At 49.7% G+C, this 13,506-nt stretch carries 8 protein-coding genes; 5 read left to right on the top strand and 3 right to left on the bottom strand.

Going from position 1 to position 13,506, the window contains the following annotated elements:
* The first annotated feature begins 117 nt into the window (after positions 1-117).
* Both B5M13_RS32560 and B5M13_RS32555 read left to right on the top strand, forming a co-directional pair.
* Positions 118-2,466 carry a PDZ domain-containing protein gene (locus tag B5M13_RS32560; protein ID WP_080059618.1) on the top strand — a complete coding sequence of 783 codons (2,349 nt, stop codon included), beginning with the start codon at positions 118-120 and terminating at the stop codon, positions 2,464-2,466.
* Between the two features lie 85 nt (positions 2,467-2,551).
* Positions 2,552-3,487, top strand: a complete 936-nt coding sequence (locus tag B5M13_RS32555; RefSeq protein ID WP_080059617.1) for a CPBP family intramembrane glutamic endopeptidase — start codon at positions 2,552-2,554, stop codon at positions 3,485-3,487.
* Between the two features lie 92 nt (positions 3,488-3,579).
* Here the strand turns inward: B5M13_RS32555 and B5M13_RS32550 are convergent, their stop codons facing one another.
* Together B5M13_RS32550 and B5M13_RS32545 are read right to left on the bottom strand one after the other, a co-directional pair.
* Positions 3,580-3,969 (bottom strand): DUF1398 domain-containing protein, encoded by a 390-nt coding sequence (locus tag B5M13_RS32550; protein ID WP_080059616.1) that lies wholly within the window; start codon positions 3,967-3,969, stop codon positions 3,580-3,582.
* A 90-nt stretch (positions 3,970-4,059) separates the two neighbouring features.
* The gene (locus B5M13_RS32545; protein WP_080060178.1) at positions 4,060-4,827 is read right to left on the bottom strand and encodes a response regulator transcription factor; all 768 of its coding nucleotides are present in this window, start codon (positions 4,825-4,827) and stop codon (positions 4,060-4,062) included.
* A gap of 432 nt (positions 4,828-5,259) precedes the next feature.
* On the opposite strand from B5M13_RS32545, the gene B5M13_RS32540 reads away from it, so the two are divergent.
* The 3 genes from B5M13_RS32540 (at position 5,260) to B5M13_RS32530 (ending at position 9,686) form a co-directional block, all read left to right on the top strand.
* Positions 5,260-6,993, top strand: a complete 1,734-nt coding sequence (locus tag B5M13_RS32540; RefSeq protein WP_080059615.1) for a GMC oxidoreductase — start codon at positions 5,260-5,262, stop codon at positions 6,991-6,993.
* 104 nt (positions 6,994-7,097) lie between these two features.
* Complete coding sequence (locus tag B5M13_RS32535) at positions 7,098-8,264, top strand: alpha/beta hydrolase family protein (protein ID WP_080059614.1); 1,167 nt, start codon at positions 7,098-7,100, stop codon at positions 8,262-8,264.
* Between the two features lie 45 nt (positions 8,265-8,309).
* Positions 8,310-9,686 (top strand): Gfo/Idh/MocA family protein, encoded by a 1,377-nt coding sequence (locus B5M13_RS32530; protein ID WP_080059613.1) that lies wholly within the window; start codon positions 8,310-8,312, stop codon positions 9,684-9,686.
* Positions 9,687-9,781: 95 nt separating this feature from the next.
* On the opposite strand, the gene B5M13_RS32525 is transcribed toward B5M13_RS32530, so the two are convergent.
* Positions 9,782-13,318, bottom strand: a complete 3,537-nt coding sequence (locus tag B5M13_RS32525; protein ID WP_080059612.1) for an SNF2-related protein — start codon at positions 13,316-13,318, stop codon at positions 9,782-9,784.
* Between the last annotated feature and the right edge of the window lie 188 nt (positions 13,319-13,506).

The raw sequence follows: 13,506 nt of genomic DNA, 5'->3' as shown, positions 1-13,506 counted from the left end.
ATTAGTGTTGAAAATGTCCCGTTCCGATAATCCTGTAAATCCTGTCGAAAAAACGCCTGTTTCGTACTTTAAAAGTATGTTTGCTCTTTAATCATACGTATCGACTTCGTACCGGAAATGAGCAAACGCATTGTGCTGGTAATCATCGTTATTGTCTGGGCTTTTGGCCTACTACATGCCCAGACGACGATTTACATTTCTCCAACGGGAAACGATGCACAACCAGGTACATTGGCCGCCCCCTTGGCTACGCTCGAAAAAGCACTCGAAAAAGTAAAAAAGGCTCCCAAGAAGCAGGTTCAGATCCGTTTGCGGCAGGGTGTCTATTATTTGCCCCGAACCCTACGCATCGATGCCCGAACGCTTGGCAACAGACAGTTGCTAATCAGCGCCTATCAGAACGAACGGGTGGAGTTGAATGGTGGGCGACAGTTGACCCTACAGTGGCAGAAAAAAGACGATAAGGTTTGGGTGGCTCAGGTGCCGGGCGAGCCGTTTGAACAGCTATTTATCAACGGGCAAAAGCAAATTCTGGCCCGCTATCCCAACTACGACTCTACGGCTCATGTGTTCAACGGAACCGATTCCAGTGCAACGATTCCAGAGCGGGTTCGTCGGTGGAGCAATCCGGTTGGTGGATACATGCACGCGCTTCATCGGTACGAATGGGGTGGTTTCCACTATCGAATCACTGGTAAATACAGGGATACACTGACCTACGAAGGGGGCTGGCAGAATAACCGCCCAATGGGAATGCACCCCAAAGAGCGGTTTGTTGAGAATATTGCTGAAGAGCTGGATGCTCCCGGCGAATGGTTTTACGACAGAACCGCCCAACAGCTTTCCTTTATACCACCCGTCGGCCTCGATCTGACGAAAGCGACGGTAGAGGTATCCCATCTGAAGGCACTTATCGAACTGGTTGGCCTGCCTGATTCACCGGTGCGTAGTGTACGTATCCGAGGGCTTCGCCTGGTCAACACCGAGCGCACGTTTATGGAAAGCTACGAACCATTAGTACGCAGCGACTGGATGATCTACCGGGGAGCGGCCGTCTATCTGGAAAATACCGATAATTGTCACCTGGAGGATTGTGAATTGACCAACCTCGGTGGCAATGCCGTGCTGGTGAGCGGGTTTAACCGACGTGCCCTGATCGAAGGTTGCCACATTCATCATATAGGTGCCACGGCTATTGGTTTTGTGGGCGATACATCAGCCGTTCGGTCGCCCGCATTCCGGTATGAATGGTTTGTGCCTTACACGGCTATGGATTTGCGGCCTGGCCCTAAAACGAATCGCTACCCGGCCCAATGTACAGCCGACAATAACCTCATTCACCATATTGGCGAAATCGAAAAACAGGCAACAGGTGTCGAAATTTCGATGGCTTCCGACATTACCGTGCGCTATAATACGATTTACCAGTTGCCCAGAGCCGGTATCAACATTGGTGATGGCACTTGGGGAGGGCATGTAATCGAGTACAACGACGTGTTTGACACGGTCCTCGAAACGGGCGATCATGGTTCGTTCAACTCCTGGGGACGGGATCGGTTTTGGCATCCCAACCGAAAAACGATGGATAGCCTGGTTGCGGCTCACCCCGAACTGGTTCGGCTCGATGCCCTAAAGCCAGTCATTATTCGAAACAATCGGTTCCGCTGCGATCATGGCTGGGACATCGACCTGGACGATGGGAGTAGTAATTACCTCATTTATAACAACGTACTACTCAATGGCGGGCTGAAGTTCCGGGAGGGATTTTACCGCATTGCCGAAAACAATGTGATTGTCAATAACTCGTTTCACCCACACGTGTGGTTCAGAAACAGTGGTGATGTTTTTCGGCATAATATTGTCATGCGCCCCTACTTTCCGATTCAGGTCAATGATTGGGGGAAAGAATTGGACTACAATCTGTTCCCCGATCAGGCAGCGCTTCAGAATGCCCGGCAAAACGGTACCGACGCGCACAGTCAGTTTGGGGAGCCTGAGTTTCTTCAGCCCAGCCAGGGCGATTACCGGGTTCGCACAGCGAGTCGGGCCATTGCTCTGGGTTTCAAAAACTTTCCCATGAACCAGTTTGGCGTTCAAAATCAAGCGTTGCGTTCGCTGGCGCGTTCGCCCAGACTTCCCAACATAACGACTACTGTTCAGGAGGAAAAAAACGCTGAAACAAGCTGGCTGGGTATAGTAGTCCGCAGTATACATGGCCTGGGCGATCGGTCGGCTTTTGGGCTTCCCGACGAGTCGGGCGTTGTCGTGCTGGATGTGCCGAAAACTAGTAAATTGGCTAGTTCGGGATTGCAAAAGGGCGATGTTATCCGAACTGCCAACGGCATGACTGTAACGACAGTTGCGGAATTGATGTCTGTTCAGCAACAACTCCATTACATGCATACCTTACCCGTTCGCGTTATGCGAAATCAGCAGCTTCTGAATCTAAGTCTCCCGCTTCGATGAAGGGGCAGATGTCTTTAGAAATGAATAGGAGGTTGGATCATATCAATCTTTCCAGTTACTTGCGCTAGTCCCTAAAATTAACCCCGTGAAAGCCCTTTGGCAAGACCTTCGCACCCATTTTCGCATCAACTTTCGGCCTGGTCTGTACGCAGTTACTGCCCTTTGGCTGGCTATACTCCTCACCGTCAATTTCTCGCTCGATCTCGAAGATTCATACATCGATTCGTTTCAGGGTAAACCCATCTGGCCAGTACTCTATTTGGGCTTATATGCAACGGCTTATTACGGGAGTGTCTGGCTCTGGACGTATTTTAACCGCCGACCTGATATCTGGCGTAATCGTGCGTTCTGGCTTCGTAGCGGAGTGGCGTTGGTTTTCTATTCCATATATGCCGGATTCTATGCCCATAGTCAATGGAGCCAGCAGCTTTTTGGCGGACAGATATACGTCTTTGCCTATTATTGCCTGCATAACCTGCAATCGCTGCTAACGATTGTGTTGCCGCTAGCGCTGTTCTACAAATTCCTTGACCCTTATCCAAGTAGTTTTTATGGTATGGCCCCCAAACGGAAAGGGTTAGCGCTGTATGCCCTCATGCTGGCGCTGATGATTCCACTGATTACCTTGGCATCTTTTCAGCCTGACTTCCTGGAGTCGTACCCAACCTATCGGGATACCAATGCCAATGAATTTTTCGGGGTGCCTGAGTGGGTTACGGCTCTTGTTTATGAACTCTGCTACGGCTGGGATTTTGTGCCTACCGAACTCCTTTTCCGGGGTTTTCTGGTCATTGGCATGAGCCGGGTGCTGGGGCATGGTGCCGTGTTACCGATGGTAGTCTGGTATTGCACTATCCACTTCGGGCGACCGTTGGGAGAGGCCGTTTCCTCCATATTCGGCGGCTATTTACTGGGTGTGCTGGCCCTTAGCACGCGTAGCATCTGGGGGGGATTGCTGATTCACATAGGCATTGCCTGGGGTATGGAGATTGCCGCCTTTTTGCAAGGGGCAAACCACTAATTCACTTGTAAAAAATGTTTGCAAACCTTGGTTTAGTCAACAGTCAGATAAAGTGCTGACTAAGCACATCCTTCTCATATCGCAACGTCGGTTTAGGCCGGAATTTGTTCTACCAGTACTTGGTTACCGAATTTGTCGAAATAGGTGCAGGTCATGGTCTCCAGATTGACAAACCATTTTTCGATGCCCGTGTCGGCGCAAGCCCTACAAAACGAATAGTAGTCAGTCTGGCCTTGCTGATGGATACGCAGGGCATAGGCAAACGTTTCTTTATTGACGGTATCTGTAATGGATAGTTCAGCATACATAGGATACGATGATGTCTGGTAGTGGTCGTCGCCAACGTAATCGGTATGGCTGTCAACGACCCAGGTTTCAAAAGCCTTCACACCTAATTGTTTGATTTCCTGAATGTAGTTAGGGAAGTCGGCCCCTGATTGAACCTTAGCATGAGCTGCTTTAATTTGCGCTACTGTAAACATGATTCGTTGCTGTTAAACGATTGCCTGAATGATTAGTCTGGCACAAAGGTCTAACAAACAGGAGGGCTGGAATTGTAAAAAATCGTTTATCTAATCGGCTCGTTTAATCCGTTCGGGGGTTTCGCCTGTGTATTGCTTAAAGTCTTTGATAAAGTGCGCCTGATCGAAAAAATTATGCTCGTAGCAAATTTCGCTCAGCGATTTTATGCTGGTTGTCAGGTCATTGAGGACGGTATTGAAGCGAACGAGGGAGGCAAATTTTTTAGGTGTTGTACCTACCAGTTTCCTAAACCGTTTTTCCAAAGGACTTTGGCTAGTCGCTAATTTTTGGTTGAGTTCCGAAATCCTGATCGTGCCTTTTGATTGATAAATAAGCCTCACTGCTTCAATAACCAGCTTATCGCCTTGAATCATCTTGAGTTGAGAAAGCAGGAAGCGTTCAACAACCTGTATGCGTTCGCTATCCGCTTGGGCCTGTGCTAATTTCTCTTCCGTTTCGCTAATCGTCTGTCTGCTGAAAAGGGTATCGAGCGAAATACTTTGGTTAAATAGCTCATTGGCCGGGCAGGATGTAAAAAAAGCCAGACCAACTTCTGTGAAAAAGACGAGAATCGTTCCTATATCGGCCGAGTTTTTGAACACCTGAACATGGTCGGAAAGCCCCGTTATACCTGCTGTCGATAGGATTTTTGACTGGCTCTCGGTAATAGTGGTTAATTGCCCCTGATACTGAAATCCAATGACCAGACTGGTCGATGGAAAGATTTTATAGGTACTCTCCAGTGTACTTTCTGAAATGACAAAGTGTTTTATATAAGGCTTCAGGGGATCAACTGGTATAACCTTGTCAAATCTCATTCTGGCGGTGGGCATTAGCCTATAATTTCTCCCCGTAAAGATACCAATAGTTTGCTGCCTTATCTATTTACTTTTATAATTATTATAGTAATAACGTCTTGATAAACAGGTGTTTATTTGGCTTTTTCTGCTTGCCCATTTCAGGCTGGAAAAACACTGGCATGAATAACCCAGACTCGAACGTTATATACAGTAGAAGTTGCTGGTTTATCTGGCTCGAATGCGATCTTTGTACTGTTTTTGTAACGTATCTAATTTCTAATAAGTACTCAAACGAAAATAGTTTAGCGTATGCTGCAAGGACGTTTCTGTCATCCCGAGGAACGAGGGATCTTCGGAGATTCTCTTTTAGCTAGTCTCCGAAGATCCCTCGTTCCTCGGGATGACAGAAAATAACCTAATGTATTTTCATTAATCTACTTAGCATTATTTATGAGTTCCTTTCATCAACAGCCGCCCATTCCATCGGGTAAAAAATTCGATGCAATCGTCGTAGGGTCAGGTATTAGCGGAGGATGGTCGGCCAAGGAACTTGCTGAGAAAGGTTTGACTGTGCTGCTCCTCGAACGGGGCCGCATGATCGAGCATGTCACGGATTATCATACCGCTACCAAAGCGCCCTGGGAGTTTCCGCATCATAACCTGTCGGTACCCCTGGAGACGCTTAAACAATACCCCATTCAGAATCGAACGGGTTTTACCATAACCGAAGCGACGCACCAGCATTTTGTCAATGATCTGGACAATCCCTATGTCGAAGAAAAACCGTTCGACTGGATTCGCGGGTATCATGTCGGCGGGCGTTCGCTCATGTGGGGGCGCTACTCATTCCGATTCTCGGATCTCGATTTTGAAGCGAATGCCAAAGAAGGTATCGGAACCGATTGGCCAATTCGCTATAAAGATATCGCTCCCTGGTACGATTATGTCGAGAAGTTTGCCGGTATTGCCGGAAACCGCGATGGCCTGCCGCATTTGCCCGATGGTCAGTTTCAGCCAGCTATGCCCGATAATTGTGTCGAGCAGCATTTCCGGAAATCAGTCAATGGCCAGTTTGCGGATCGGAAAGTGATCTCAGCACGGGCAGCTCACCTGACGGCCCCTACACCAGAGCAAATGGCTTTAGGCCGGGCCAAATGCCAATACCGGAACCTGTGTATGCGGGGCTGTCCGTATGGGGCCTATTTTAGTACTCAGTCGGCAACCTTACCCGCTGCCCGACGTACAAAACGGCTCACCGTTCGGCCACATTCGATTGTCAACTCCATTATCTATGATGATAAAACCGGCCGGGCAACGGGCGTTCGGGTGATCGATGAGCAAACCCACCAATGGCATGAATTCAGGGCGAGTATTATTTTTCTGAATGCATCGGCATTAGGCTCAACCTACATCCTGATGAACTCGAAGTCGAAGCGGTTTCCGAACGGGATGGACGATAGCGGTCAGTTGGGCCGAAACCTGATGGACCATCATTTCCACGTAGGAGCCACCGCCGATTACGACCACGATCTGGATAAGTACTACTACGGGCGGCATCCGGCCGGGCTCTATATTCCGCGCTTTCGCAACTTACCTGGTCAGGCAGGCCAGTCGTTCAAACGTGGGTATGGCTTTGAAGTATATACGGGCCGCGAAAATTGGGATCACGCGTTTCAGCTCGACGGTTTCGGGGCTGACTTTAAAGAGAAGGCCACGCAGTTTGGCCAGTGGAAAATCACGCTGGATGCTTTTGGCGAGTGTATGCCCTACGAAGACAACCGGGTTTCTTTGACCGATGAAGTTAAGGACAAATGGGGCCAGCCGGTTCTGAAAATGGATGTTCATTACCGCGAGAACGAAACCCTTATGCGAAAAGATGCACACGATCAGGCTGTACTGATGCTCGAAAAAGCGGGTTTCTCCAACATTAGTGGTTTCGACAGTCAGGCGCATCCGGGGCTGAGTATTCACGAAATGGGAACGGCACGCATGGGTACATCACCTAAAAACTCGGTCTTCAACAAATTCAATCAGCACCATGCCATAAAGAATGTATTCTGTACCGACGGAGCCAGTATGACCTCGTCGCCCTGTCAGAATCCGTCATTGACCTACATGGCTCTTTCGGCACGGGCTGCCGATTATGCTGTGAAAGCGCTAAAACGGGGTGATATTCCGCGCTAAATCGGGTTTTTTAGCGTCTTCGGGCAGGCGAAGGAGTAAGAGTTTACAAAAGCCTTCTTTGGGTTTTGCTACCCTATTCAATCCGTTCGCTGTCAAGAAGAACCATGCGTATCCAAAATTTATTGATCTGTTACCTGACAGGGCTGGTGGGTGTGATGGCACAACCCAACCCTGCCCGACCCGATTTGTGCCAGGGAGCCTATTTTACGGAGGAGGAAGGGGCCAAAGCGTTACAGACCTTCGCCGGTACCTATCATGATCGCGCCAGTTGGGAAGCTCGTGCAGCGTTGATCCGAAAAGGCATTCGGGAAGGGATGAAACTACCCGACAAGCCGAAGTTTGCTCCGCTTCAACCCATCCGGCATAGTCTCCGGCAAATGAATGGGTACACCGTTGAAAACGTCGCATTTGAAAGCTTGCCCGGACTTTTCGTAACGGGGAATCTATACCGTCCATTGAACGTCAAAGGCCGAGTGCCGGGTATTCTTTGCCCCCATGGGCACGGAGGCAGTCAGAACAACCGCCTGATGGAATACACCCAGCAGCGTTGCGCAACACTGGCGCGGATGGGGGCTGTTGTGTTTGCGTATGATATGCTGGGCTATGGCGATTCGAAGCAGACCGACCATAAGATTGCCGAAGCGTTGACCTTACAGACATTGAATGGAATGCGGTCGCTGGATTTTCTGACCAGCCTGCCTAATGTCGATACGGACCGGATTGCTATGTCGGGCGAATCAGGAGGAGGAACGCAAACGTTTGTACTGACGGCACTTGATCCGCGTATTAAAGTCTCAGTGCCCGTGGTGATGGTATCGGCCCATTTCTTCGGCGGCTGCGTTTGTGAGAGTGGTATGCCAATTCATAAACGACCTACTCACCAGACTAGCAATGTCGAGATAGCAGCCCTGGCGGCTCCCCGGCCCATGTTGCTGGTTTCGGACGGAAAAGACTGGACTAAAAACACGCCATCGGTCGAGTATCCGTACATCCAGAACATTTACGGTTATTACGGAGTAAAAGACCGGGTCGAAAATGTCCATTTGCCTACCGAAGGTCACGATTATGGTCCTAACAAACGATTAGCCGCCTATCAATTCCTGGCGAAGCATCTGAAACTCGATCTGGCGCGTGTGCAGAAAAATGGCCAGATCGACGAAGCTCCCAATACAATACTGGACCCAACCGATTTACAAGTCTTTACGGCCGAACACCCACGACCTACCCGCGCTGTTGTGGGCGACGATGCCGTGATGGCGCTTCTCAAATAAACTCTCATACAAACCCAGCTCTAGCAGCCTAAATCCTCAACTTGCATGGATAATTTTAATATCAATCGCCGTCAATTTATACAAGGCTCTACCGCTTCGCTGGCACTATCGACCTTTGGTGCCCGAGGACTGGATTTAATTAACCCACCCAAAGCGTATCGAGTAGCGTTAATTGGTACCGGGTGGTACGGTAAAAGTGATTTGTTTCGGCTGATTCAGGTAGCCCCCGTTGAAGTAGTGGCCCTGTGTGACGTTGACAAACATATGCTTGATTACGCAGCTAAAATGGTCAGTCAGCGGCAGAAATCGGGTAAAACCCCCAAACTGTACGGCGATTATCAGAAAATGCTGGCTGAAAACCAGTTGGATATTGTTCTGATCGGTACACCCGACCACTGGCATGCACTCCAAATGATCGACTGTGTGAAAGCGGGCGCTCACGTGTATGTGCAAAAGCCGATTAGTGTCGACGTAATGGAGGGCGAAGCGATGGTAGCAGCTGCCCGTAAATACAACAAAGTCGTACAGGTCGGTACACAACGCAAAAGTACCCCGCACCTGATCGAAGCCAAGAAACGAATCGTTGATGCCGGCTTGCTCGGAAAAATATCGCACGTAGAGATGTCCTGCGATCTGCATATGCGCAACAACGGCAACCCACCCGTACAGGCCGTTCCTGACTTCCTCGACTACAATATGTGGACTGGCCCGGCGCCCCTTCGCCCCTACGATGGCCTGCCTCACGTGCGTTGGTGGCGGACGTTTATGGAGTATGGTAATGGCATCACGGGCGATATGTGCGTACACATGCTCGATACCGTTCGCTGGATGCTGAAACTCGGCTGGCCAAAACGAATTACCTCACATGGCGGTATCTACGTACAAAAAGAAGGTAAGTCGAACATTTCCGATACACAGTCGGCTCTGTTCGAATACGATGAACTGAATTGTGTTTGGCACCATAAAACCTGGGGTACCGCCAACAACCCCGATTATCCCTGGTCGTTCACGCTGTATGGTGAAAAAGGTACGCTGTGGGGTAGCACCATGCAGGCCGATTTTATTCCGGATGGAAAAGGGGAAAAGATTCACTTCGACGTCGTGTACGAAAAAGAGAAATATCCAGAAGACGTTACGGAAGATACCAACCCTAAAATTGAGTTGAACGCGGCTCCAGCTACGCGCTTGCACATGCTCAACTTCCTGGACGCCATCGAGAAAAATTCACGGCCAGTTGCCGATATTGAAGAAGGCCACATTTCGACCGCAAGTTGCATACTAGCCAATATGTCGATGAAAACGGGTCGCCCGATGGTATACGACCCCGTTAAACGTGAAGTAGTGGGCGATAAAGAGGCAACCAAAATGCTTGCCCGCGAATATCGTTCACCATACGTTCACCCCGATCCGAAAAAAGTATAAGGCTATCGGATAGCCAGAAACCTATAAATTCCGGGGTTGTATTCAACGAATTAACGTTAATTCGTTGAATACAACCCCGGAATTTACAAGTTTTTTTAGCCTAGGGTCACTAATTCTTTCAGTTCTGCGTCGCTCAAGTCTCCCAGCCAAGTTTCGCCGGTTTTGACGCTGAGATCGGCCAGTTCTTTTTTGTTGCGGATCATAGCATCGATTTTCTCTTCCATGGTTCCCTGATTGATGAGCCGATATACCAGCACGTTTTTCGTCTGGCCTATTCGGAACGCCCGGTCGGTGGCCTGCGCTTCTACGGCTGGATTCCACCATAAATCGTAATGGATAACGTGGTTGGCCTGCGTGAGGTTAAGTCCGGTCCCGCCCGCTTTAAGCGACAGGATAAAGGTGTGATCGCTCCGGTTTTTCTGGAATTGCTCAACCATCCGGTCGCGCTCGTCACGGGATGTTCCGCCATGCAGAAACAGGGGAGGAGTTCCAAAGGCTTGCTGGATAAACTGCACCAGTAACTGGCCCATTTCCTGGTATTGGGTAAAAATGAGCACTTTTTCGTGGCTGGCATAGATGTTCTCCAGCAGATTCAGCAGCAGCGTAGTTTTGCCAGATAAAGCTGGGGCATCGGCTCCTTGTTTCAGATACTGGCGCGGGTGGTTCCCAATTTGCTTGAGAGCGGTCATTAATTTCAGCACCAGACCCCGGCGGGCAATACCCTCTTTTTGCTGAATGGCCCGCAAGCTTTCCTGCACCACACTTTCATACAACGCAGCCTGTTCAGTGGTGAGCGTACAGAACTGGTTATTCTCAATCTTATCAGGTAGGTCGCTGATGATACTCCGGTCGGTTTTGACCCGACGAAGCAGGAAGGGGCTCGTTATGCGCCGGAACTTGTCAAGCTTCTGGTGGTCGCGTTCCTGCTGAATGGGCTTGCCAAACTCTTCGTTAAACTTGCCCACTCCACCCAAATACCCTTTGTTCACAAAGTCCATGATACTCCAGAACTCCGATAGCCGGTTTTCGACGGGCGTACCGCTGAGAGCAATGCGAATCGGTGCTTTTAAGGCTTTTACCGCTTTGGTTTGCTCGGTATCGGAGTTTTTAATGTTTTGCGCTTCATCGATGATCACAACTGCCCAGTTAGTTTTTTTTAACTTATCGAGATCGGAACGTACTACTCCATAGGTGGTTAGCAATAGGTCATAATCTTTGGTCTTATCATCGGGAAGCTTGCGACTCGAACCGTGATAAATCGTGGGGCGAAGATCGGGCGCAAAGCGGGCAATTTCTTTTTGCCAGTTGGTCAGTAGGGTGGTTGGCAATACTACCAGCCCTTTTTGCTTTTTAAATCGACCATCCTGCTTGAACTTGAGCAGCAACGCAATAATCTGAAGTGTTTTGCCCAAACCCATGTCGTCGGCCAGCAGGCTTCCCATTCCGAGGGATGTATTTTTCATCAGCCAGTCGTAACCGCGTTGCTGGTAGGGCCGTAATGTAGCGTTCAGGGCATCGGGGAGCGGTTGCGACGCACTTTCAGTAAACTGTTTGACGAGCGTTCTGACTTCGGCCGATATACCCAGTCGGCCACCTTTGTACTCTTCGGACAGCGCTGCTTTGAGTAAATCTGAGCCTGTCAGTTCGGGCGGATTTTCGAGTTGCTTGTAGAGTTTTGTCAGTTCGTTCGGGTCGATCAACACGTACTGGTCTTTGATCTTGACTAGGCCCGTTGTTCGACCTACCAACTTCTGAAATTCGTTTACACTAATCATCTCTTCGCCAAGTGCCACCTGCCAGTCGAACGTCAGCATATCATCCAGCCGCATAAAGGCATTGTCGGCGGTTACTTTGGCCTTCAATCGACCACCTGCCTGCGGACGGACCCAGTGTTGTAAGGATTTGGGCAGCCAGAGCGAAATGCCCAGCAACTGCATACGGGGTAAGGTTTCAAGCAGCACATCGACAAACAGGCTGGGCGAGTAGGTCAGATACGCCGGGCCACCCATTTTGGTCAATCGGGCTAAATCCGGAAAATGCCGCGACAGAACCAGCAAATCCTGCAAAACAGCCATCCGTATGCCCTGGTGTTTCTTTTTGATCAGGAGGTCAGGCAGTGGAATAGGGGGATCGAGTGCGCCTTTCGCGGTTTTCGATTCGCGGTCGCGGATGAGCAGGCTTAGGCGAAACTCATCACCGAATTCATTGTCTTCAACGGCAACAATGGGCACAAATCGTTTGTGGGTCAGGAAGAAGTCGTTGAGCCAAAGCTGGATGGCAAGGGGCATCTCCTTCCGTCCGAATCCTTCAAATCGCAGCGTTTCGATGCCGAAAAACAGGCGGTCGGCATCTTCCAGTGGCCAGCGTTCCCAAAGTTCGATGGTCGTTGGCTTGATAACCCGCCGTAAAAAGAGCGAACAAAGGGTTAAGACCAACTGCTGGCCGGGCAGAGCCAGCCATTCTTTTTGCCAGCGGACCGTCAGCAAGGTAGGTGGAATTTGCGAAGCCAGGAGTTCGGTTTGCTGTTTTACGAATTCGTTGAGCATGGCCGGAATCCAGCGTACCCGGTATTGATCTTCACCGGGCGTTACCCGTAACAATTGTGGCACTACAGCTCCCCGGCGCAACAGCGCAGCCGAAAATTGATGGGTAAGGTACAACGCTCGGACCGAATCGCTCATTTCGGGCCAGTCGGCTTCAGTAAGCGTACTAATCCAGCCCACCAGATCGCTCATTTTGAACCCGCTAAGCGGACGAGGTTCGCCATGCTCGCTAAAAATGTTGATCTTTTTGACCGACATTACTTCATCGAGCTGGAGTTCGATGCTATCGCTGAAGTCGGGCCGTTCGTCAGGCGGTAACGGTTTCTCGTCGGATAAGAGTTTGCTGAATAATTTATAGGCGCGGGTTAATGATTTATGGAAATCCCCTTTGGTGAACGTAACATCCGGTGACAGCAAGCCTAACAGTTGTTCCGACAAGGCTGGGATTGTGGCATAATCCAGGTGGGTACGGGCAGTTTCGGAAGGTTGCCAATCTTCATCGTCGGGCAGTTCGTCGGTGCAAATGTCTTTGAACGACAATACCTGACTCATACTACCCCCGCCAACATCGATCTGATCTTTTTGTAACTCCTCCAGAATGTCCAGCCCTTTTAGCTGAAAAACCAGAAACGGATTTCGGTCGATCTCGTTGGCAATAATGTAAATAACGGCGGCAACGTGCTTGCACGGAACGGCAAAATCAGGGCAGGAGCACCCCATCGACAAATCCCGGAATGATGCCGGAAATAGTTGGATACCTCGTCGATTGACAAATTCGATCAGTTCAGGAGGTAATTGCCGGTTCAGAAGTTGAGCCAGTGTTGCCGGATTTTCGCGAATTTCGGTTAACAGCCAGGTTCGTTCCTGCTCCGTAAAAAGCGGTACCGACAGCTTAATTTTATAGGGCCGGGGCGCCGTACCTTTTACGGAGGCACTAATCTGATTGCCCGAAATAAGCAGGCCCATGACGGCCCCCTTGTTGGCATAGCTTTTTCCGCGTGGCAGGCGGTTTGCCATATCAATGCTTGCCAAAGCATTAAGCCATTTCTGACCCCACCACGTTTTGCCGTAAGCGATCCGTTCTGCCATTTATGCCGAAAAACAATTAATTCGGGTACAAAAGTAGGTTATTCAGGACTTCACAAAGAGCCATGCTGTATTGTCTTCGACCTCGCACGGCTCTTTGTGTAACGATTGAACAACCAAAATCGCGTAATTGTGTATCAATAAGCAAGATTTCTTTTATTAATGCGATGGTATTCTGTCAGATGGATTCG

The sequence above is a fragment of the Spirosoma aerolatum genome, assembly GCF_002056795.1.
Lineage (GTDB): Bacteria > Bacteroidota > Bacteroidia > Cytophagales > Spirosomataceae > Spirosoma > Spirosoma aerolatum.
The sequence above is the reverse complement of the archived record's forward strand: the minus strand, read 5'-3'. Positions and strand labels throughout refer to the sequence as shown.